This is a genomic window from Pseudomonas flexibilis (assembly GCF_000802425.1).
GTDB lineage: Bacteria > Pseudomonadota > Gammaproteobacteria > Pseudomonadales > Pseudomonadaceae > Serpens > Serpens flexibilis.
In genome coordinates, this window is record NZ_JRUD01000019.1 from 140,939 (window position 1) to 160,433 (window position 19,495).

General features: G+C 66.2%; 20 protein-coding genes. 7 read left to right on the forward strand and 13 right to left on the reverse strand.

The window, feature by feature from the left end; translation table 11 throughout:
• Nucleotides 1-8 precede the first annotated feature (8 nt).
• The 3 genes from SF06_RS12705 to thpR form a co-directional block, all read right to left on the reverse strand.
• Nucleotides 9-830: a TatD family hydrolase gene (locus SF06_RS12705; RefSeq protein WP_027589740.1), complete on the reverse strand. Its 822-nt coding sequence runs from the start codon at nucleotides 828-830 to the stop codon at nucleotides 9-11.
• Nucleotides 831-861: 31 nt separating this feature from the next.
• On the reverse strand, nucleotides 862-1,161 hold the full coding sequence (locus tag SF06_RS12710; RefSeq protein ID WP_027589741.1) for a lipase secretion chaperone: 300 nt from the start codon (nucleotides 1,159-1,161) through the stop codon (nucleotides 862-864).
• Between the two features lie 113 nt (nucleotides 1,162-1,274).
• Nucleotides 1,275-1,811: an RNA 2',3'-cyclic phosphodiesterase gene (gene thpR, locus SF06_RS12715; protein ID WP_051587354.1), complete on the reverse strand. Its 537-nt coding sequence runs from the start codon at nucleotides 1,809-1,811 to the stop codon at nucleotides 1,275-1,277.
• 172 nt (nucleotides 1,812-1,983) lie between these two features.
• On the opposite strand from thpR, the gene SF06_RS12720 reads away from it, so the two are divergent.
• Complete coding sequence (locus SF06_RS12720) at nucleotides 1,984-2,271, forward strand: hypothetical protein (protein WP_027589742.1); 288 nt, start codon at nucleotides 1,984-1,986, stop codon at nucleotides 2,269-2,271.
• 14 nt (nucleotides 2,272-2,285) lie between these two features.
• On the opposite strand, the gene greB is transcribed toward SF06_RS12720, so the two are convergent.
• From greB to SF06_RS12735, 3 genes are read right to left on the reverse strand one after another with little or no spacing between them, the layout of a single operon-like run.
• A complete protein-coding gene (greB, locus tag SF06_RS12725) occupies nucleotides 2,286-2,792 on the reverse strand; it encodes a transcription elongation factor GreB (protein ID WP_027589743.1) in 507 nt (168 codons plus the stop codon).
• Between the two features lie 14 nt (nucleotides 2,793-2,806).
• A complete protein-coding gene (locus tag SF06_RS12730; protein WP_039561813.1) occupies nucleotides 2,807-5,314 on the reverse strand; it encodes an ABC transporter permease in 2,508 nt (835 codons plus the stop codon).
• Complete coding sequence (locus SF06_RS12735) at nucleotides 5,314-5,997, reverse strand: ABC transporter ATP-binding protein (protein WP_027589745.1); 684 nt, start codon at nucleotides 5,995-5,997, stop codon at nucleotides 5,314-5,316. Before SF06_RS12735 ends, SF06_RS12730 begins: the two co-directional genes overlap by 1 nt.
• Before the next feature lie 10 nt (nucleotides 5,998-6,007).
• On the opposite strand from SF06_RS12735, the gene SF06_RS12740 reads away from it, so the two are divergent.
• The 3 genes from SF06_RS12740 to SF06_RS12750 all read left to right on the forward strand — a co-directional run bounded on the left by SF06_RS12740 (nucleotide 6,008) and on the right by SF06_RS12750 (nucleotide 8,074).
• A complete protein-coding gene (locus SF06_RS12740) occupies nucleotides 6,008-6,613 on the forward strand; it encodes an arylesterase (RefSeq protein WP_027589746.1) in 606 nt (201 codons plus the stop codon).
• A gap of 56 nt (nucleotides 6,614-6,669) precedes the next feature.
• Entirely contained in the window at nucleotides 6,670-6,954 is a 285-nt protein-coding gene (locus tag SF06_RS12745; protein WP_039561815.1) for a hypothetical protein, read from the forward strand.
• A 145-nt stretch (nucleotides 6,955-7,099) separates the two neighbouring features.
• Complete coding sequence (locus SF06_RS12750) at nucleotides 7,100-8,074, forward strand: L,D-transpeptidase family protein (protein WP_052199816.1); 975 nt, start codon at nucleotides 7,100-7,102, stop codon at nucleotides 8,072-8,074.
• Nucleotides 8,075-8,141: 67 nt separating this feature from the next.
• On the opposite strand, the gene SF06_RS12755 is transcribed toward SF06_RS12750, so the two are convergent.
• The gene (locus tag SF06_RS12755) at nucleotides 8,142-8,393 is read right to left on the reverse strand and encodes an Lpp/OprI family alanine-zipper lipoprotein (protein WP_027589748.1); all 252 of its coding nucleotides are present in this window, start codon (nucleotides 8,391-8,393) and stop codon (nucleotides 8,142-8,144) included.
• A 363-nt stretch (nucleotides 8,394-8,756) separates the two neighbouring features.
• Between SF06_RS12755 and SF06_RS12760 the strand changes: the two genes are divergently transcribed.
• On the forward strand, nucleotides 8,757-9,032 hold the full coding sequence (locus SF06_RS12760) for a GNAT family N-acetyltransferase (protein ID WP_027589749.1): 276 nt from the start codon (nucleotides 8,757-8,759) through the stop codon (nucleotides 9,030-9,032).
• A 48-nt stretch (nucleotides 9,033-9,080) separates the two neighbouring features.
• Here the strand turns inward: SF06_RS12760 and SF06_RS12765 are convergent, their stop codons facing one another.
• Nucleotides 9,081-10,154, reverse strand: coding sequence for a 3-deoxy-7-phosphoheptulonate synthase (locus tag SF06_RS12765; protein ID WP_027589750.1), 1,074 nt, complete (start codon nucleotides 10,152-10,154; stop codon nucleotides 9,081-9,083).
• 238 nt (nucleotides 10,155-10,392) lie between these two features.
• On the opposite strand from SF06_RS12765, the gene cysB reads away from it, so the two are divergent.
• Nucleotides 10,393-11,364: an HTH-type transcriptional regulator CysB gene (cysB, locus tag SF06_RS12770; protein ID WP_039561819.1), complete on the forward strand. Its 972-nt coding sequence runs from the start codon at nucleotides 10,393-10,395 to the stop codon at nucleotides 11,362-11,364.
• 58 nt (nucleotides 11,365-11,422) lie between these two features.
• Here the strand turns inward: cysB and SF06_RS12775 are convergent, their stop codons facing one another.
• Nucleotides 11,423-12,157: a phosphoadenylyl-sulfate reductase gene (locus tag SF06_RS12775; protein WP_039561820.1), complete on the reverse strand. Its 735-nt coding sequence runs from the start codon at nucleotides 12,155-12,157 to the stop codon at nucleotides 11,423-11,425.
• 173 nt (nucleotides 12,158-12,330) lie between these two features.
• On the opposite strand from SF06_RS12775, the gene thrH reads away from it, so the two are divergent.
• Entirely contained in the window at nucleotides 12,331-12,948 is a 618-nt protein-coding gene (thrH, locus tag SF06_RS12780; RefSeq protein ID WP_039561821.1) for a bifunctional phosphoserine phosphatase/homoserine phosphotransferase ThrH, read from the forward strand.
• A gap of 149 nt (nucleotides 12,949-13,097) precedes the next feature.
• Here thrH and SF06_RS12785 read toward each other — a convergent pair whose 3' ends face one another.
• From SF06_RS12785 to SF06_RS12800, 4 genes are read right to left on the reverse strand one after another with little or no spacing between them, the layout of a single operon-like run.
• Nucleotides 13,098-13,925 carry a DUF7281 domain-containing protein gene (locus SF06_RS12785; RefSeq protein WP_039561823.1) on the reverse strand — a complete coding sequence of 276 codons (828 nt, stop codon included), beginning with the start codon at nucleotides 13,923-13,925 and terminating at the stop codon, nucleotides 13,098-13,100.
• Nucleotides 13,910-15,130, reverse strand: a complete 1,221-nt coding sequence (locus SF06_RS12790) for a hypothetical protein (protein ID WP_039561825.1) — start codon at nucleotides 15,128-15,130, stop codon at nucleotides 13,910-13,912. Before SF06_RS12790 ends, SF06_RS12785 begins: the two co-directional genes overlap by 16 nt.
• A complete protein-coding gene (locus tag SF06_RS12795; RefSeq protein ID WP_039561826.1) occupies nucleotides 15,127-15,768 on the reverse strand; it encodes a hypothetical protein in 642 nt (213 codons plus the stop codon). The genes SF06_RS12790 and SF06_RS12795 overlap by 4 nt, the downstream gene beginning before the upstream one ends.
• Nucleotides 15,768-19,442 (reverse strand): ATP-binding protein, encoded by a 3,675-nt coding sequence (locus tag SF06_RS12800; RefSeq protein WP_039561830.1) that lies wholly within the window; start codon nucleotides 19,440-19,442, stop codon nucleotides 15,768-15,770. Before SF06_RS12800 ends, SF06_RS12795 begins: the two co-directional genes overlap by 1 nt.
• Nucleotides 19,443-19,495 lie beyond the last annotated feature (53 nt).

Consider the following 19,495-nt stretch of genomic DNA (forward strand, 5'->3'; position numbering starts at 1 on the left):
GAGAATAATCAAGAAACCCGGCCATCTGCGGCGGGTTCGGGCAGGCCGAAGAAGGCGCGGGCGCAGGCGCTGGTATGCGCGGCCAGGGCCTCGGGGCTTTCGCCCCGGTTGCGTGCCACCTGGGCGAGCACCTCGCCCAGGAAGGCCGGCTCGTTGTGCCCGTGCTTGGGTTTCGGCCGCAGAGTGCGTGGCAGCAGGTAGGGCGCGTCGCTTTCCAGCATCAGTCGGCCGGCGGGAATGTCGCGTACCAGCGCCTGTAGGTGCGTACCGCGGCGCTCATCGCAGATCCAGCCGGTGATGCCGATGTGCAGGTCGAGGTCCAGATAGGCATACAGCGCGCGGCGCTCGCCCGTGAAGCAATGCACCACCGCGGCGGGCAGGTGATCACGGAACTCCTTGAGGATGGCCAGCAGGCGTTGATCAGCCTCGCGCTCGTGGACAAACACCGGCATCTTCAGCTCGGCCGCCAGCTCCAGCTGGGCGGCGAACACGTTCTCCTGCACCGGGCGGGGCGAGAAGTCGCGGTTGAAGTCCAGGCCGCATTCGCCCACGGCGCGCACCCGTGGCTGGCGCAGCAGCGCCTGCAACTGGCGGCGGTGGCCGTCTTGCCAATGGCTGGAATCATGGGGATGCACGCCGGCCGTGCAGAACAGGCGTCCGCCCTCGGGGTCGTGCTCTTCGCACAGGTGCAGGGCCTGCTCGCTTTCGGCCAGGCTGGTGCCGGTGACCACCAGTTGTTCGACGCCCGCCTGGCGGGCGCGCTCCAGCACACCGTTCAGGTCCGCGACGAGGCTGGGATGGGTGAGGTTCACTCCGATATCGATGAGCATGACGGTTCCGCAGGGGGGCGATGAGAGGTCCTTATAAATCAGGAACATGCTGTTGCCTATCCCGTTGCCGCAAGCGGGCCCGCTCGACGTCGTCGAAGTAGTCGATCTGCAGTTGCTCGATGGCCTGCTGCCGGGCGTTGCTGTCAAGGCGCTCATTGAGCTGGATGCGCGCCTTGGCCCGGTTGTAGGCCCGCAGGCGGCGTTCCCAGGCGCGAGTCTCTTCCGCATTCAGCGGACGCAGCTGTTGCGCAGTGGTTTCGTTGGGCAACAGATGCAGCCCGCCGAACGCGAACATCAGGACCAGGCCCAGGGCCAGAAGCAGCTTCTTCATCGGCGACTCGATGACTCGGAGCGAGGCGTCCTGCCTCGCGGTGGGTTGTCGAGGCAGGAATCGTGCCTGAGTGCCAATGCCTCTGGATTCAGAGATCGCGCGCGCTCAGCCGCTCAATCGGGAGAGAAACTGTTACGGCCCGACACAGCAGGCCAGTGGGCTAGTCGCTGGTAACGTGGCTGGCGCTCGATGCTCTGGTACAACCCCCATTCGCTCACCTGCCAGGAAACATGGGGAGCGGACGCCGGTGCTGCTGTCTCGTCCAGCCGGCGTACCAGGGTCAGATGCGGCCGGTAGGGCCGCTGTTCATGGGCAATGCCGGCCGCCTGCAGGCGGTTCGACAGTTCGGCCTGGAATTCCAGCAGGGCAGGCGGCGCCTGGCGCGTGACCAGCACCAGCAGGTCGGACCAGCGCTCCGTACGGGCCAGCTCCAGCTCAAAGGCGGGCAGTGGCAGTGCAGCTGCCAGCGTGGTCAGGGCCGGCAGGGACTCCACCGGCTGATTGCCGAGAAACGCCAGCGTCACGTGCAGATCGGCAGGGTGAAGCGGTCGCCCGCTGGGGAAGTTCGCAGTGCACCAAGCGCTCAGCGCTTCGGTCACGGGCTCAGGGCAGGGCAGGGCGAAGAACAGGCGCAGGCGATCGTTGGTCATCCGGGCGGTCGTCGGTGGTTGACAGGTCTGGTGGGTCTTTCTAGCATTTCGCCCCTGCGCCGATTTAGTCAGCTACTTGCGGGGCGCTTGAGAAAAATACCGCTAAAGCGCTGGTTCCGGTGATGCCTCCCACCGCTGTCCAGTGGTTCTCGCGAGGCGGAAGCGTTTCACCATGAATTCCTCCCTTTTTACCCTGCGTACCGCTCCTGTTGCCCGCGGCCTGGCCGGCCGCGACCCGCAGATCCTGTTGGGTGGCCAGCGTCAGGTCGATCTGATCCGACGTCTGGATGCCCTGCGGGGGCGGCGTGGCCCGCTGCAGATCCGTTTTGCCGAGGAAGGCAGCGCGCTGGCCAGCCTGGCGACCGACAGCATTGACCTGGCGGTGATGGAGGCCTCCGGTCTCGACTGCATCGGCCAACTGATACGGGTGGCGCGCAAGGGCTTGATCCTCCGACGCTGAGATCCCGGTGGCGTTCAGCTGTCCTTGGGGTAGTCGATCTCCACCAGGTACCAGGTCTTGATGCCGGTGGGCGTGGACACGCGCACCTCGGCGTCAAGGCTCTTGCCCACCAGTGCGCGGGCCAGCGGCGAATCGATGCTGATCAGGTTCTGCTTGAGGTCCAGTTCGTCCGGTCCGACGATGCGGTAGCGCGCCGTCTCGCCGTCCTCGTCCTCCAGGGTGACCCAGGCGCCGAAATAGACCTTGTTCGGGTCGGCCGGGCGTTCGCGCACCACCTTCAGGTTCTCCAGGCGCTTGCGCAGGAAGCGCACACGGCTGTCGATCTCGCGCAGCATCTTCTTGCCGTAGATGTACTCGGCGTTCTCCGAGCGGTCGCCCAGCGCGGCGGCCTCGCTCACTGCCTGGGTGACCTGTGGGCGGCGCACGTTCCAGAGTTCATGCAATTCGGCGCGCAGACGAGCTTCGCCTTCGGGGGTGATCAGCGGTGTACCGGCGGTACGCGGGGGGCGATAACGACTCATGCTTTCTTCCTGACTCAACCTTCGCGCAGCACCTGCAGAGGGCTGGCATTGAGGGCGCGGCGGGTACCCAGCACGCCGGCCGTGCCAACCAGCAGGGCGCCCAGCAGTGGCAGCGACAGCAGCCACAGGTGCGGCTGCCAGTCCAGATCGAAGACAAAACGATAGAGCAGGGCGCTGGACAGTTCGCAGCCCAGCGCGGCGAGCAGACCGCTGGCCGCGCCGAGCAAGGCGAACTCGCTGCGCCGGGCGCGGACCAGCAGGCGCCGCGAGGCGCCAATGGCGCGCAGCAGGGCGCCCTGTCGAATGCGCTCATCCAGCGTGGCCTGCAGGCCGGCCGCCAGCACCACCATGCCGGCGGCCAGAACGAACAGCAATACGTATTCCACCGCCAGGGTGACCTGTTCCAGGATGCTGCGCAGTTGCGCGAGCAGGGCGTCCACCTGCAGCAGGGTTACGGAGGGGAAGGCGCGGGCCAGCGCCACCAGCTCGCGCTCCTGGCCGGCCGGCAGGTGGAAACTGGTCAGGTAGGTCACCGGCAGATCCTGCAGGGAGCCGGGCTCGAAAATCATGTAGAAGTTCGGCCGGAAGCTGTCCCAGTTCACCTGGCGCAGGCTGGTGACCCGCGCCTCGTGCTCGCTGCCGGCGATGCTGAAGCGCAGGCGGTCGCCCAGCTTCACTTTCAGGCTCTCGGCCAGCTCACTCTCCACCGAGACGCCCGGCAGGTCGGTGTCCTCCTGCTGTGGCCACCAGGCACCGGACAGCACCTGGTTGTCGTCAGGCAGTTCGGCGGCCCAGGTCAGGCTCAGATCGCGGCGGATCGCGCGTTCGCCCTGTGAGTCCTTGCTGACGATGTCGCGCACCGGCTGGTCGTTGATCGCCACCAGGCGACCGGGCAGCACTGGGTATAGCGGAGCGGCGATCGCCTGCAGGGATTCGAGGTGTTCGGCGAAGGACTGGCGTTCATCCGGCAGGATGTTCAGCGCGAAATGGTTGGGCGCATTTTCCGGCAGCTGGGCTTGCCAGGTGTCCAGCAGCTCGCTGCGCAGCAGCGCCACCAGCGCCATGGCCAACAGGATCAGTCCGAAGGCCAGCGCCTGGCCCACCGCCGCCAGCGGGTGGCGCAGCAACTGCCCCAACCCGAGGCGCCAGGGCAGTGCGGCATCGCGCAGCAGGCGGCGCAGGCCGGTCAGTGCCGCCAATAACAGACCGCCCAGTACGATGGCGGCCAGCAGACCGCCGGCGAGCAGGGCCAGGGTGAGCGTCAGGTCGAGGCTCAGGCGCCACATGATCACGCCCAGCGCCAGCAGCGCCGAACCATAGACCAGCCAGGCGCCGGGCGGCAGCGGTTGCACATCGCTGCGCAGCACGCGCAGCGGCGGCACACGGCCCAAGGCGGCCAGCGGCGGCAGGGCGAAGCCGGCCAGGGCCAGCAGGCCGGTGGCGGCACCGGCCAACGCCGGCAGCAGGCCGCCGGGCGGGATGTCCGCCGGCAACAGTCCGGCCAGCAGACGGAACAGTCCAAGCTGCGCCAGCCATCCCAGCAGTACGCCCACCGCGCTGGCGGCAACCCCCAGCATCAGCAGCTGCAGCGCATACAGGCCGAGGGCTTCGCGCCGTGAAAGGCCGAGGCAGCGGAGCAGCGCGCTCGCGTCGAAGCGGCGCACGGCGAAGCGGTTGGCCGACAGCGCCACGGCCACCCCGGCCAGCAGGATGGCGGCCAGGCTGGCCAGGTTCAGGTATTGCTCGGCGCGCGCCAGGGCGCCACCGATCTGCCGGTTCTCGTCGCGTACGTCCTGCAGGCGCTGGCTGGCCTGCAGTCGTCCTTCCACGTCCTGCCGGTAGGCATCCAGAGTTGCCGTCGGGCCGCTCCACAGCTCCCGGTAACGCACCCGACTACCGGGCTGCACCACGCCAGTGGCGTCCAGGTCGTCCAGGTGCATCAGCACGCGTGGCGTCAGGCTGTAGAAGTCACCGGCGCGGTCCGGTTCGTGGGTCAGCACGCGGGTCAGACGCAGGCTTTTCTCGCCGACGTCGATGCTGTCGCCTACCGCCAGCTCCAGTGCGGCGAACAAACGGGCCTCGGCCCAGGCTTCGCCGGGGCGGGGTCCGGCGCCGGCGCTTTCGACTCCATAGGGCTCGGCGGCGCTGCGCAGCTCGCCGCGCAGCGGATAGGCATCATCGGCCGCCTTGACGCTGGCCAGCTGGATGCCCAGGTCCGTGGCGATGACGCTGGAAAACTCCACCACCCGGGCATGGCCCAGGCCGAGGGCATGTCCCGGGGCAAGCTGCTCGGCGCTGGCCGGCGCGCTCCCGCTGAGCACCAGCTCGGCGCCGAGGAACTCGCTGGCGCGCAGCAGCATGGCGCCGTTCAGGCGCGCGCCGAAGTAGCCGATGGCGGTGCTGGCCGCCACGGCGATCAGCACGGCGCCGAACAGCACGCGCAGCTCGCCGGCACGCAGGTCGCGCAGCAACTGGCGGGTCGCCAGGGCCAGCAGGCGAACGAAGGGGATGTGTCGGGCCATCAGGGCTCTTCCTGCTCGATCAGTCGACCGCCTTCCAGGCGGATCTGCCGGCGGCAGCGGTGGGCCAGGCGCTGGTCATGGGTGACCAGCACCAGCGTGGTCCCCCGCTCCTGGTTGAGGTCGAACAGCAGGTCGCTGATGCGCTCGCCGGTGCGGCTGTCCAGATTGCCGGTGGGTTCGTCGGCGAACAGCAGGCCGGGCTCGGCGGCGAAGGCGCGGGCAATGGCGACCCGCTGCTGCTCGCCGCCGGACAGCTGCCGTGGGTAATGACGCAGGCGCTGGCCCAGGCCGACCCGCTCCAGCAGTTCGGTGGCTCGCTGACGGGCATCGGCGCGGCCTTCCAGTTCCAGCGGCAGCATGACGTTCTCCAGCGCGTTCAGGCTGTCGAGCAACTGGAAGGACTGGAACACGAAGCCCACGTGCTCGGCGCGCACCCGCGCGCGCTGGTCCTCGTCGAGGGTTTCCAGGGCGTTGCCGGCCAGCACGACTTCGCCGCTGCTGGGGCGATCAAGTCCGGCCAGCAGGCCGAGCAGGGTGGATTTGCCGGAGCCCGAGCTGCCGACGATGGCCAGGCTGTCGCCCGCCGACAGTTCCAGGGACAGGGGATGCAGGATGGTCAGCGCGCCTTCCGTGCCAGGTACCACTTTGCTAAGGTTCCGGGCGCTGAGAATGCTGTTGATCATGGGGGTTCCGATGCGTGCGTGGATTCTGGCGGGTGGCCTGGCGTGCCTGCTGTGGGGGCAGTCCGCCCTGGCCGGTACGCTGCTGGTGGTCGGCGATAGTATCAGCGCCGCTCTGGGACTGGATACCAGCCAAGGCTGGGTTGCCCTGCTGGAGCAGCGCCTGGCGGCGAAGGGGCAGCCTTACCGGGTGGTCAATGCTTCCATCAGCGGGGATACCAGCGCCGGCGGACTGGCCCGCCTGCCCCGGCTGCTCGAAGAGCATCGCCCTGACTGGGTGGTCCTCGAACTGGGTGGCAACGATGGCCTGCGCGGCCTGCCGCCTGACCAGTTGAAGCAGAATCTCGATGCGATGATCGCGCGCAGCCGGGACGCAGGTGCCGAGGTGGTCCTGCTGGGCATGCGTCTGCCGCCCAATTATGGCGTCCGTTACACCCGTTCGTTCGAGCAGGTCTTTTCCGAACTGGCCAGGCAGTGGCAGTTGCCCTGGGTGCCGTTCTTCCTGGAAGGCGTGGGTGGCGTGGATGGCATGATGCAGGCCGATGGCATTCATCCCAGCGCTGCAGCCCAGGAACGGCTGCTGGACAACCTCTGGCCGGTTCTCGAGCCCTTGTTGTGAGGCTTTCCCGCCTTTCGCCTTTCGGCTAAGGTGGCGCCCCCTTCCCGGAGCCTGCCATGCCGCGTCACGCCTGGTCCCTGTACGCCTATCAGTTGATCGAGCCAGACGAGCAGCTCGACCTCTTCGCCTGTCGCGAGGTGCGTGTGCATCTGGTTGCACGGCAGCTGGAGCTGGCCGGCCGGGGTGACCGCACGCTCTGTGGCAATCTGCTGCCGGCCCGCCCGCACTTCCGTTCGGTCGAGCTGGATCTGCTAAGTGACCGGCTGCTCTGTCCGCAATGTCTGGCTACGCTCAAGGCGCATCGCCAGGGGAAGCGGCCCGACCCTGCCCTGGCGTGGTGAGCGCGCTTCAGGGGTAGCCACTGGTCTGGTTTTTCTATCATCCCGCCGTTGTCGCTGAACGTTTGCTCCCTAGCGCAGTCTCAAGACGTCGGCTCAGTGGGCCTCGTTTTGCTCTGCATGTTCAGTCAGCCAAGGTTCCTCTCGGATGTTTGTCCCGCTTCTTGCTTCGCTGCGCCGCGCCGTTCTGCTCGTTCTCGGCGCCACGGGAACCGCTCAGGCGCTCGAGCTGCCATTGCCTCCGCCCGGCGAGGATGTGGTCGGCCAGGTGCGCATGATTCAAAGCCGCTACGAAGACACCTTTGCCGCGATCGCCGAGGCCAACGACCTCGGTTATCTGGAACTGGTCGCGGCCAATCCGGGGGTGGACCCCTGGTTGCCGGGCGAGGGCACCGAAGTGATCCTGCCGACGCGCTACATCCTGCCCCCCGGCCCTCGTGAAGGCATTGTCATCAACCTCGCCGAGTACCGTCTGTACTACTACCCGAAAGGGCGTGACGTGGTTTACACCTACCCGCTGGGTATCGGGCGCGAGGGGTGGTCATCGCCGGTTGCACAAACCCGCATAACCGCCAAGACGCCCAATCCGGCCTGGTATCCGCCCAAATCGATCCGCGACGAGCATGCGGCCGAGGGCGACCCGTTGCCGGCCGTTGTTCCGCCTGGGCCGGACAACCCGCTGGGTCCGCTGAAGATGAACCTGGCGCTGCCGGGCTACCTGATCCATGGCTCGAATAAAAAGTTCGGCATTGGCATGCGGGTCAGCCATGGCTGCTTCCGCATGCTCAACCACAACGTGCTGGAGCTGGCCGGGCTGGCGCCGGTCGGCACTCCGGTGCGCATCATCAACCAGCCCTACAAGGTGGGCGTGGGCGGTGGCCATTACTTCCTGGAGGTGCATGCCCCGCTGGAGGACGACGGCAAGGTCTCGGTGGTGGACAAGCATGCGAACATCATCAATGCCCTGTTGGCGCGCGGTGACCTTGGCTCCCAGCAACTGGACTGGGAAATGCTGCGCGAGGTGGTGGCTGCCGAGGATGGCCTGCCGGTGGAAATTGCTCGGCGTGATCCGGCAGTCGTGCAGCAGGGGGGCGAGGGGCACGTGGCCGACGTCTATCCCTGATGCTTCAGTTGGCGGAAACAAAAAAGCCGATCCGGTTGCGGATCGGCTTTCTCAAGGGATGTGTCCCTTATTTGCGGCTGGCACGATCCAGCATGCGCAGCGCTCGCTCGTTGGCTTCGTCCGCGGTCTGCTGGGCACGCTGTGCGGCGGCGAGGGCTTCGTCCGCTTTGCGATAGGCTTCGTCCGCGCGTGCCTGGGCGCGAGCGGCGGAGTCTTCGGTGGCGGTCATGCGGGCTTCGGTATCGCTGCTGGTGCTGCTGCAACCAGCGGCCAGAACGGCGGCCAAGGCGATAGCAGAAAGTTTCAGAGTGTTGTTCATTGGATTCCCCTTATGGTGGGCTTTACTGTATCGGCTATTTCCCGCAACGGGAAACCAGCGGCCTACATGCTGCCAACCACATTTCTAGACGCTGAACGGACAGCATGCAAATTAAAGACAGTTTCCGACGCGTGACGTTTAACGACGCGAGCGGAGACTTGCAATTAAGCGGCTATCTGATCCGCTCGCACGGCAAAAGTTCCAGTCAGACCACGACGCCAGACCCACGCTGGCGCACTAGGTGGAAATCCCTGGCGGGTGTAGAGTGTCGGTCATTGCCGGGATGGCAAGTGGTCAAATGACGCGCCAGGCAGTATCCGCAGGGAGGGCGGACCTTGCGCCAGATGCCGTGCGGGAGAACACATGAACGAGGCTTCCATCCATCACGATCCGGCGGGTCATCAGTTCGAGATGACCGTGGATGGCCACCGCGCCTATCTGGCCTACATGGATCTGGGCCAGCAGACCTGGGATATCTATCGCACCTTCGTCCCCAACGACCTGCGCGGCAGGGGCATCGCGGCGGCACTCACCGAGCACGCGCTGCAGTATGCCGAACGCATGGGCTATTCGGTGATTCCTTCCTGTTCCTACGTGGAGCGCTACATGGAGCGCCGCCAGCGGCAGGCCGCGAAATGAAGAAAGCCGGGCATGCCCGGCTTTCTTTTGCGGCGCGTTCCGGGTTGATCAGCGCTGGCGCTTGGGCAACACATCCCTGAGCTTGTCGCGCATGGCCAGCACGGCCTTCTCGGTGGTGTCCCAATCGATGCAGGCATCGGTGATGGACACGCCGTACTTGAGCTGGCACAAGTCCTTGGGAATGCTCTGGCTGCCCCAGCCCAGGTGACTCTCCACCATCAGGCCGATGATCGAGCTGTTGCCCTCGACGATCTGGTTGGCCACGTTCTCCATCACCAGCGGTTGCAGTGCCGGATCCTTGTTGGAGTTGGCATGGCTGCAGTCGACCATGATGTTCGGCTTGATGCCGCCCTTGGTCAGCTCCTGCTCGCACAGGGCCACGCTCACCGAGTCGTAGTTGGGCTTGCCGTTGCCGCCACGCAACACCACGTGGGCATAAGGGTTGCCCTTGGTGGTGACGATGGAGACCGCGCCCTGCTGGTTGATACCCAGGAAACGGTGCGGACGGGAAACCGATTGCAAGGCGTTTATGGCCACGGCCAGGCCGCCGTCGGTGCCGTTCTTGAAGCCCACGGCCGAAGACAGGCCCGAGGCCATTTCCCGGTGGGTCTGGGATTCGGTGGTACGTGCGCCGATGGCGGACCAGCTGATCAGGTCCTGCAGGTACTGCGGCGAAATCGGGTCCAGCGCCTCGGTGGCGGTCGGCAGGCCCATCTCGGCCAGGTCCAGCAGCAGGCGGCGCCCGATGTTCAGGCCATCCTGGATCTTGAAGGAGTCGTCCAGGTACGGATCGTTGATCAGGCCCTTCCAGCCCACGGTGGTACGCGGCTTCTCGAAGTACACGCGCATCACCAGGAACAGGGTGTCGGAGACCTCTTCCGCCAGCGCCTTGAGCCGCTCGGCGTACTCGTGCGCCGCCTTGAGGTCGTGAATGGAGCAGGGGCCAATCACCAGGAACAGACGGTGGTCCTTGCCGTCGAGGATGTCGCGTACCACCTGGCGGCCGTGGCTGACGGTCTGCAGGGCGGTGTCACTGAGCGGCATCTCGCGTTTGAGCTGCTCGGGAGTGATCAGGGCTTCGTTGGAAGCAACGTTCAGGTCGTTGATCGGTAAATCAGCCATCGAGGTACTCGTAATCACAGAGCCGGCCGCCTGGCATCCCCTTGCGGCGAGCACAGCTGGAGGCGCGGAGGCGGGGAGGGCGCACCATAACGCGACAGCCCTTGGCTCGACAATGGGACAGGGCGGCGTCGACGTGGATTTATGCCGCACTACTATTGCTGAATGACTTTTTTCTTTGCTCGTATACTCGCGATATGGTTATAAGCAAGACGGCGTTCGAGTCGAAAGAGGATCACACATGAAGCTTCAGCAACTGCGCTACATCTGGGAGGTGGCGCACCACGATTTGAACGTCTCGGCGACGGCCCAGAGCCTCTATACGTCCCAGCCGGGCATCAGCAAGCAGATCCGGCTGCTGGAAGACGAACTCGGCGTCGAAGTGTTCGCCCGCAGCGGCAAGCACCTGACCCGCGTCACCCCGGCCGGGGAATACATCATCCAGACCGCTGGCGAGATCCTGCGCAAGGTGGAAAGCATCAAGCAGATCGCCCAGGAGTTCTCCAACGAGAAGAAGGGCAACCTGTCCATCGCCACCACCCACACCCAGGCGCGCTATGCCCTGCCGAAAGTGATCGACCGCTTCATCAAGCGTTACCCGGACGTGACGCTGCACATGCATCAGGGCTCGCCGACGCAGATTGCCGAGATGGCCGCCGACGGCACGGTAGATTTCGCCATCGCCACCGAAGGTCTGGAGATGTACGGCGACCTGATCATGATGCCCTGCTACCGCTGGAACCGCTGCGTGATCGTACCCAAGGGACATCCCCTGGCCGCGCTGCCCAAGCTGACCCTGGAGGCGCTTGCCGAGCACCCGATCGTCACCTACGTGTTCGGCTTCACCGGGCGTTCCAAGCTCGACGAGGCCTTCAGCCGACGCGGACTGTCACCCAAGGTGGTGTTCACCGCCGCGGATGCCGACGTGATCAAGACCTACGTGCGCCTCGGGCTGGGCGTGGGCATCGTGGCGCACATGGCGGTGGACGAGCACGACGACGACCTGGTGACCCTGGATGCCAGCGAGCTGTTCGAGTCCAGCGTGACCAAGATCGGCTTCCGCCGCGGCACCTTCCTGCGCGGCTTCATGAGCGACTTCATCGAGTCCTTTGCGCCGCACCTGACCCGCGACATGCAGGCCAAGGCCGTGCAGTGCCGCAACAAGCTGGAGCTGGACGAGCTGTTCGCAGACGTCGAACTGCCGGTCTACTGATTTCCCGCGTGCGAAAGCAAACAGCCGGCTTGCATGCCGGCTGTTCTGTTTTTGGATCTCAACCTTTGTGAATCAGATTGCCGGCATGCAGGCCGCATTCCTTGTGGGTGGCTTCTTCCCACCACCAGCGGCCTTCGCGCTCGTGCTGGTTGGGCAACACTGGGCGGGTGCAGGGTTCGCAGCCGATGCTGATGAAACCGCGCTCGTGCAGCGGGTTGTAGGGCAACTCCAGCATGCGGATGTAGCCCCAGACTTCGGCGCTGGTCATCTGCGCCAGCGGGTTGAACTTGTAGAGGGTGTTGTCCGGGGTGGAGAAGGTGGTATCGATCTCCAGCACCGCCACCTGGCTGCGCGTACCGGGGCTCTGGTCGCGGCGCTGGCCGGTGGCCCAGGCGCGCACGCCGGCCAGCTTTCGGCGCAGCGGTTCGATCTTGCGGATGCCGCAGCATTCGCCGTGGCCGTCCTTGTAGAAGCTGAACAGGCCCTTCTCGCGCACCAGGGCCTCCAGGCGGGCGTGGTCCGGACTGAGGATCTCGATGGGCAGCGAGTAGTGCTCGCGCACCTGCTCGATGAAGCGGTAGGTCTCCGGATGCAGGCGCCCGGTGTCCAGGCTGAACACCCTGACGTTCCGGTTCAGCTTCCAGGCCATGTCCACCAGCACCACGTCTTCCGCGCCGCTGAAGGACAACCACAGGTCGTCACCGAAGTGCTCGAAGGCGAGCTTGAGGATGTCCTGGGGCGATTTCTCGGCGTAGCGGGCTGCCAGTTCGGCAATGTGGCTGGGCTCGATCATGCGGCTCTCGGCGGGTTGCAACCTGGGGCCGCGATGGTAGCACCGGGCAACCTATGCAATTAAATAACCAAAATGCGCCGTACCCACCCGGCCGGTTATAAGAGTCCAATTGCGCCGCCTGTGCCGACCGGCTAGAGTGCGGCCCTTTCTCACCTCACCCTAGGAGTGTTCTCGTGGAGATCGCTTGTCTCGACCTGGAAGGCGTATTGGTCCCGGAAATCTGGATCGCGTTTGCGGAAAAAACCGGCATCGAGGCGCTGAAGGCGACCACCCGGGACATTCCCGACTACGACGTGCTGATGAAGCAGCGCCTGCGCATCCTCGATGAGCACGGCCTGAAGCTGCGCGACATCCAGGAAGTGATCGCCACCCTGAAGCCGCTGGAAGGCGCTGTCGAGTTCGTCGACTGGCTGCGCGAGCGCTTCCAGGTCGTCATCCTGTCCGACACCTTCTACGAATTCTCCCAGCCGCTGATGCGCCAGCTGGGCTTCCCGACCCTGCTGTGCCACAAGCTGGTGGTCGACGAGACCGACCGCGTGGTGGGCTACCAGCTGCGCCAGAAGGACCCCAAGCGCCAGTCCGTCATCGCGCTGAAGAGCCTCTACTACCGCGTGATTGCGGCCGGTGACTCCTACAACGACACCACCATGCTGTCCGAGGCGCATGCCGGCATCCTGTTCCACGCGCCGGACAACGTCATCCGCGAGTTCCCGCAGTTCCCGGCGGTGCATACCTATGCGGACCTGAAGCAGGAATTCCTCAAGGCGTCGAATCGCCCGTTGAGCCTGTAAGAACCAGCAGGAAAAGGCGGCCCCGGTGGCCGCCTTTTTTGTGCCTGCGCGCGTACTCCGGCCGAGCCGTAGGGTGGACAACGTTGTCCACCATTGCGGCATCTCGTCGGGCCACTAATCGGGATTCCAGAGAAAAGAAGCTGACCGCCCTACCGGCCAATGCAGTGCAGCGGCGCACCCATAGCCAGCATATGCTGCTGCTTGACGCTGACCCCGCCCAGTTTCATCTCCGCCCACACCACTTGCCAACCGCCCAGCGCGCTGTTGTCCAGATGCCTGGCCTGCAGATGCTGCCGTTGGAAATGCTCGCGGCTGCCCTTGGCCAGCAGCTCCGGGGTGAGCTGCGGCACCAGCAGGTGACTGGCCTGCGGCAGCGCCGCGGCGATCACCAGGCCCGCCGGATCGTAGTCCGCAAAGACGACAACCGGAATCGCGGCGGGTAGGCGTTGCAGCAACTGCCGCGTGCCGCGCGTGGCGGCCCCATGCCCCCGGTACAGCACCAGCGCATCGCGCAGGCGGGCGGGGAGGGCGAAGCGGTGAAGCTGGTCGAAACAGTCGAGGTTCTCGACCACCAGCACGCTGCCGATGGCCACCACATCCAGCTGATCCAACGCAACCCGCAACGCGCAGCTGGAAGGCAGGGCGGGCAGCGGCGCGGGCAGCGCGCCCTTGGCCAGCACGAAGCCGTCATCCGGCCGTTGCGGAGCAAGCTTCTCGTCGATGGCCTGGGCAGCCGCCTGGATACGGTCTTCGCTTGGCAGCGGCCTTATGAGGTCCCAGCCGAAATAGCGTTCGGCTTCCTTGCGCAGCAGCTCGCGCTCGCGCGGGGTGAGTATCAAGCGGTGCCGCTCGACCCGGCCCAGCTCAAAGGCCCGATGGATGTCCCGCCAGGCTACGGTATAGGTCACGTCCAGCACGTGATTGCTCAGCAGGCGATGCACCGCGTTGGCATGCCTCCGGCCTAGGCGGACAAACACAGCGCCAGATCCCGCACGATGAAGTTGCCAGTGAACACCGGATGGTCCTCGCCTTCGGGCAGCAGCTCGAAGTAGTCCTTCTGCTCATCGGGTAGCGCCTCGTAGCCGCCGATCACCTGGTACAGCCAGGTTTCCTCGTCCCAGGGCAGGCGCTGTTCGGCGCGCCAGGCGAGCGCGGAAATCGGCTGGCCGCGCTCGATCACCTGGCAGAGATACTCCTGCACGGCCTCCTGGATCGGGCTGGCCTGCACCTCGAAGCTTTCCACCTCGCCCAGCAGCGTTTCGCCGGCTTCCGGCAGGGCCACCAGGGCGCGCTCATCGCGCTGCGCACGCACCTGCGCGGCCAGGGCCAGCAGTTCGGCTTCCTGCACGCTGTCGTGGATATCCACGGCGGCCGGGGCGAGCAGCGCCTCGGCCAGGTTGAGCAATTGCGGCATCTGCGGCAGGGCGGTGTGCTGGCCGGGCTGATAGTCCGGCTGCTGCTCCACATGCAGGCTCCAGCCACGCAGCAGGCGGGTTCGGCCCTGGATCTTGCGGAAGCGGCCGAGCAGGTCGAGCAGGCGTGCCTGCACCACGCCCAGTTCCAGATAGGCGTCGCTGACGCTGCGCTGCAGGCTGGTGACCAGCAGGCGGCGCAGCTCGCGCAGATCGCCGGCGGTGTCGGCCAGATCCTGGAAGTCGATCAGCTCCAGACCGGCGAGCATTTCGCTGACCTGGGTCTGCGCCAGTTCGTTCTCGCGGATCTTGGCGTTCAGGCTGCCAACGTAGCCGAACTCGTTGTTGATGCGGCTCCACAGCACGCGAATGCCGTGCCCCAGGCCTTCGCAGAAGCTGTAGACGTGCTCGCGCAGGTCGGACAGGTAGGCGTCGGCGGCGGCGAAGTCGCCCTGGTGGCGCGCCTCGGTGTAGTGGGCGGCCAGCGTACGGAACGTGGCCAGGGTGGCGCCGGTGTTGGCGTCGATCTGCCGGTTTCGGTCGTCCTTCAGCGCCTCTTCCAGCAGGGCGCGCACCGTGCGCCGTAGGTGCAGGTCGGCGCCGGGCTCCGGGCGGTAGAGGATGCCGTCCTTGACCAGGCGCTCCTGCACGCCGGGCTCCAGCGCCTCGTCGCTGATGGAGCCGGCCAGGTAGGCGTCCATGATGGGTTCGGCGTGGCGGCCCAGCTGGCGCAGGAAGCGCACGCCGGCCTGGTGCAGGTTGCCGCTCATAGCAGACTGCTCTGGCTGGCGGCCTCGGCGCGATCCTCCAGCGCCAGGCCTTCGGCTTCGTCGATGAAGCGGATCACCTCGTAGAGGTAATCCAGCTTGCCGGTGCCGATGTAGATCTGCTTTTCCGGGTTGGGGCGGATCAGGTAGCCCATGTCGCAGAGCTTCTTGAACACCTGCTTGATCTGCGCGTCGACGCTGGCGCTGGTGGAGCCGAACAGCCGGTAGTGGCTGATGCGCGCCAACTGCTCGCGGAAGGCCGGGGTGTCCTCGACGATGCCCTGCAGTTCATTCAGACGAATCGGACTGCCCTCGGTCAGCGGCGCGTCCTGGGCGCTGGCTTCCTGCACCAGCAGCAGCCATTCCACCAGGGGGGTGAGGGCATTGCAGACGTCGCGAAACTGCTGGCCGACGACCTTGCGCTCGTTCTCGCCCAACTGGCGGTAGGCGCAATAGAACACCTCCGCCTCGGCGCCGCTGCCGACGCTGGCCACCAACCGGTTGAGGGTGCTCAGGTAGTCGTCCACCTGTTCGCGGTTGGCCGGGTTCTTCAGGAAGCGCCAGCCTTCCTCGTCGGTGGTGCGGCAGATGAAGCTGCCCTGCAGCAGGCGTTCGATGACCTGTCCCTTGTTGGAAAGCATCAGACGGTCTCCTCGGTCTGGCGGGCTTTCAGGCGCTCGCCGATCACATCCAGGCGCGGCTTGACCACCTGCAGCTGGCGGGTCTGCTTGTTGACGATGTAGCGGTTGCTGAACAGCGACAGCACCTCGGAATCCGGGTTGGGGAAGGCGGCGAGGATGCGGATGCGGTTGCTGGTGCAGGCGTCGAAGATCTTCTTCACGTTGTTGTGGTGCAGCGTGCCCAGTTCGTCGATCGGCCAGTGGATCATCGCCGGCGCGTCGCCGCGCAGCAGGCGGGTAAACGCCAGCAGGAACTTGCACAGGATCAGGTAGGCCATGCCGTGGCTGGAGGATTCGTTGAGCTGGCGGTCGGTGCGGATCACCAGGTCGCTGTTGCCCTCGCGCAGGCGCAGCTCGATTTCCAGCAAGCCCGCGATGCCGCTGCTCAGCGCCGAGCGGCCGAGCACTTCCAGGGCGCGGCGCATGCTGCCGGTGTAGTCCTCGCCGGGCAGTTCGGCGAAGCCGCTGTCCTGCCATTCGCGGTAGGCGTTCACGAAGCTGCGCAGCTCCGGCCAGAACTCCAGCTCGGTGATGCGCGAGCGGATGGTTACCGCCGAATTGGACACCCCGTCGAGGAACAGCTCGTCGCTGACCTCGCGGGTGATGCGCGCGCTCTGGCTGGCGATGCGCTTGTCGATGTCGGCCAGCACGTCGAAATAGTCGTACAGGTCCTTGCCGAAGATGCGCCCCTGCTCCAGCAGGCCGCGGATGCTCTGCGGCACCAGCTCGTTGAGCAGTTGCGCCAGCACCGGCACCAGCCTGCGGTAATCCAGGGTCGGCACGCCGCGTTCGCTGACCAGCGTGCATTCCTCGCGGCCGCGCTCCCAGGTCTCGGTGAGGCTGGAGCCGCTCTTGCCGGCCAGCAGGCTGTCGAAGCGGTCGACGTGCTGCTTGATGGTGGTCATCAGCCCCTCGCGGCTGTGCAGCAGCTCCTGGCCGAGGCGCAGGCGCTCGTCCAGCTCGCCTTCGGGGCTGACGCCCTCGCGCGGCAGCTTGCAGTCGCCGAGGCGGCGCAGCAGGCCCTTGAGCAGATCCAGCTGGTCGCCGATCTGGCCCTGCTGCTGCAGGCCCTGCTTGCGCTGCTGCTCAAGCTGGTCGCGCTGGCGCTTGTAGGCCTGGGTGACGCTGTCGAGCCTCTGCTTGAGATCGCTCGCCTCGGCGCGCCGGGCGACCAGGTCGTCGTGCAGCTGCGGCTTGCGCTTGAGCCAGGTGACCGCGTACCACTCCTCGTAACGGTGCACCTCGGAACGCAGCGCCTCGGTTTCGCGGATGCGCTGCTCGCGTTGGTGGATACCGTTCTTCAGCTCGATCAGCTGGGCTTCGTCGACGCCACGGGACTTGAGCTCGTTGCGGTACCAGCTTTCGCAGGCGGCCAGTTCGGTCTTGCCCTGGGCGCGCTGCTCGTCCATCTGGCCGCGCAGCTGCGCCAGGCGCTGCTCCAGGTCCTGGATCACCTGCTGCCAGTGGGCCGAGGCTTCCAGGCGCGCGTCCTGGTGCTGCTCGGCCAGCTCTTCCAGCAACAGGCCGTGTTCGGCGCTCAGGCGGGCCAGGCTCTCGTCCAGCGCACTCAGTTGCTTGCGCGCTTCCAGGCGGCGCTCGGCGAGGGCGGCGTCGAGGCGCTCCTTGAGGGCGGCGCGCTCCTCGCGCAGCCGCTGGCGATCGTCCCTGGCGCGTTGCAGTTCGGTGCGGGCCTGCACCAGGCGGGTGTTGAGGTCGTCCAGCGCGGCGGTCTGTTCGGCCAGCTGGGTTTCCAGGGCCTCCTGCTGATTGCGCGCGGCCAGCAGGTTGTCCTCGGCCAGCTGCAGGCGGGCGCGCAGGGCGGCCTCGTCGGCGGCGTGCTCGGGGCTGGGCAGCATGGCCAGGTCCAGGCGCAGGCCGTGGAAGCTGTCGGACGGGGTGTCGCTCAGCGCGGGCTTGAGGTCGGTGCGCTGCAGCAGGCCCGGCTCGATCAGCTTGCCCAGGTGCTGTTCCCAGCCCGGCTGCTCGCGGCGCAGGAATTCCAGCAGGGTGTGCTGGCCGGGGTAGAGCAGGCGTTCCGCGACGTTCTTTTCCTGCTCGCGTTCGGCCACCTTGCGGGCCGCCTGCTGGTGCTGCTGGGCGAGTTCCTCGCGCTGGCGCAGCAGTTGGCGTTCCTGCTGGGTTAGGGTCTCGACCTGCTGGCTGGCCGCGTCGCGCTTTTCGTCGGCCTCTTCCAGACGGCGGTCGAAGATGTCCAGGCTGCGGCTTTCCTCTTCGCTGTAGCCGAACTGGTTGATGCGCTGCTCGTGATCCTTGCGCTCCAGCTCGCGGGCGTGCTTCTGCTCGCGGTAGTGGGTCTCGGCCTCCTGGCGGCGGCTGGCGAAGGACTTGTCCAGCTGGCTCAGGGCGTCGTGCTGCTGCTGGGTGCGGGCGGCCAGCTCGTCGCGCACCTTGCCTTCCTGTTGGTGCAGGCGGTCCAGGGCTTCCTGCTGGCGCTCCTGGACGATCTGCTTGCGCTCCAGGTAGGCGTTCTGCACGTCGGCGTGCTGCTCGGTGAGCAGGCGCAGACGCTCCTTGAGGTTGTCCAGCTCCAGCTTCCAGCCGTCGAGCTTTTCCAGATCGGCCTTGGCCTGGTCGATGTCGGAATCCAGGTACTGCTGGTACTGCTCCTCGATATGGTTGAGCTGGGTTTCGTCGCTCTCGATGCGCGCCTGCACCTGGGACAGATCGAGGCTCAGCGCGTCGCGCTGCTCTTTCCAGTCGCCTTCCAGGCGATTGAGTTCGAAGCCGATCTGCTCCAGCTCGCTCTTCAGGGTTTCCTGGCGGGCGAACAGCTGCGGCTCGTCGGTGCGGAAGGCCTGCAACAGACCGCTGAGGCGCGCCTCGCAGCCTTGCAGTTCCTGGAAGTCGCGCTCCAGGCGGGCGAATTCCGGGCGCAGGTCGGCGAAGCCCTGGATCAGCTGGCTGTCGCGGATCCAGTCCTCGACCTTCTGGGCGCTGAGGCCGGTGGTCGGTGGGGCAACACCGTCCTCCTCGAGGATGGCGGCGACCATCGACTTGATGGTCTCCATCTTGCCTTCGCGCGAGTGCACGGCGCGCACCAGCTTCTCGATATGGCGCAGGCTGTGTTCGCCGTTGCACAGGGAGAACTGGCGGGCCAGCTGGCGCAGCTCGCTGCGCTGGCTGTCGCTGGAGAGCAGGGTGCGGTCGTTCTGGATGATCGCCCGGTACTGACGGGTGTTGAGCTGGTTACTCACCGCGATGCCGAGCGAACGGAAATGCCGGCCCAGTTCGTTCATGGTGCGGCAGACGATGCTGTCGCCCTGGCGGCTGCGGATGTAGTCATCCAGGTCGAAGCCTTTCTGTACCAGCCGGTAGTCCACGCCCCGGCCGTCGCTGCTGGTGGCGAGGATCGCCTGGCAGGGCTCGTCGTCCATGCGCTGGTATTCGTAGACGATGAAGCTCTGCTCGGTGGGCAGGTACCAGCGCTCGAAGCTGTCACGGGTGGCCGGCACGACGCGGCTCGGGTATTCGCCGTAGAACACCGGCACCAGGCGCTGCAGGGTGGTCTTGCCGGAGGCGTTGGTGCCGCAGATGTTGGTGTGGTCGTCCACGACCAGCTCCACCACACCCTTGAGGTGGGTGTTGATCAGAATGAGGCGATTCAGGCTGGGCATGCGAATCCTTCGAAGATGCGAAGCAAGGGCGCAGTTTAAGCAAGCGGCACGCC

Coding starts and splice junctions, on each gene's coding strand:
- SF06_RS12750 (WP_052199816.1), top strand. CDS start 7,100: ATGTTTGTCCCGCTTCTTGCTTCGCTGCGCCGCGCCGTTCTGCTCGTT.
- SF06_RS12775 (WP_039561820.1), bottom strand. CDS start 12,157: ATGATCGAGCCCAGCCACATTGCCGAACTGGCAGCCCGCTACGCCGAG.
- SF06_RS12760 (WP_027589749.1), top strand. CDS start 8,757: ATGAACGAGGCTTCCATCCATCACGATCCGGCGGGTCATCAGTTCGAG.
- SF06_RS12745 (WP_039561815.1), top strand. CDS start 6,670: ATGCCGCGTCACGCCTGGTCCCTGTACGCCTATCAGTTGATCGAGCCA.
- cysB (WP_039561819.1), top strand. CDS start 10,393: ATGAAGCTTCAGCAACTGCGCTACATCTGGGAGGTGGCGCACCACGAT.
- thpR (WP_051587354.1), bottom strand. CDS start 1,811: ATGACCAACGATCGCCTGCGCCTGTTCTTCGCCCTGCCCTGCCCTGAG.
- SF06_RS12730 (WP_039561813.1), bottom strand. CDS start 5,314: ATGGCCCGACACATCCCCTTCGTTCGCCTGCTGGCCCTGGCGACCCGC.
- SF06_RS12735 (WP_027589745.1), bottom strand. CDS start 5,997: ATGATCAACAGCATTCTCAGCGCCCGGAACCTTAGCAAAGTGGTACCT.
- greB (WP_027589743.1), bottom strand. CDS start 2,792: ATGAGTCGTTATCGCCCCCCGCGTACCGCCGGTACACCGCTGATCACC.
- SF06_RS12790 (WP_039561825.1), bottom strand. CDS start 15,130: ATGAGCGGCAACCTGCACCAGGCCGGCGTGCGCTTCCTGCGCCAGCTG.
- SF06_RS12705 (WP_027589740.1), bottom strand. CDS start 830: ATGCTCATCGATATCGGAGTGAACCTCACCCATCCCAGCCTCGTCGCG.
- SF06_RS12800 (WP_039561830.1), bottom strand. CDS start 19,442: ATGCCCAGCCTGAATCGCCTCATTCTGATCAACACCCACCTCAAGGGT.
- SF06_RS12795 (WP_039561826.1), bottom strand. CDS start 15,768: ATGCTTTCCAACAAGGGACAGGTCATCGAACGCCTGCTGCAGGGCAGC.
- SF06_RS12740 (WP_027589746.1), top strand. CDS start 6,008: ATGCGTGCGTGGATTCTGGCGGGTGGCCTGGCGTGCCTGCTGTGGGGG.
- SF06_RS12765 (WP_027589750.1), bottom strand. CDS start 10,154: ATGGCTGATTTACCGATCAACGACCTGAACGTTGCTTCCAACGAAGCC.
- SF06_RS12710 (WP_027589741.1), bottom strand. CDS start 1,161: ATGAAGAAGCTGCTTCTGGCCCTGGGCCTGGTCCTGATGTTCGCGTTC.
- SF06_RS12720 (WP_027589742.1), top strand. CDS start 1,984: ATGAATTCCTCCCTTTTTACCCTGCGTACCGCTCCTGTTGCCCGCGGC.
- SF06_RS12755 (WP_027589748.1), bottom strand. CDS start 8,393: ATGAACAACACTCTGAAACTTTCTGCTATCGCCTTGGCCGCCGTTCTG.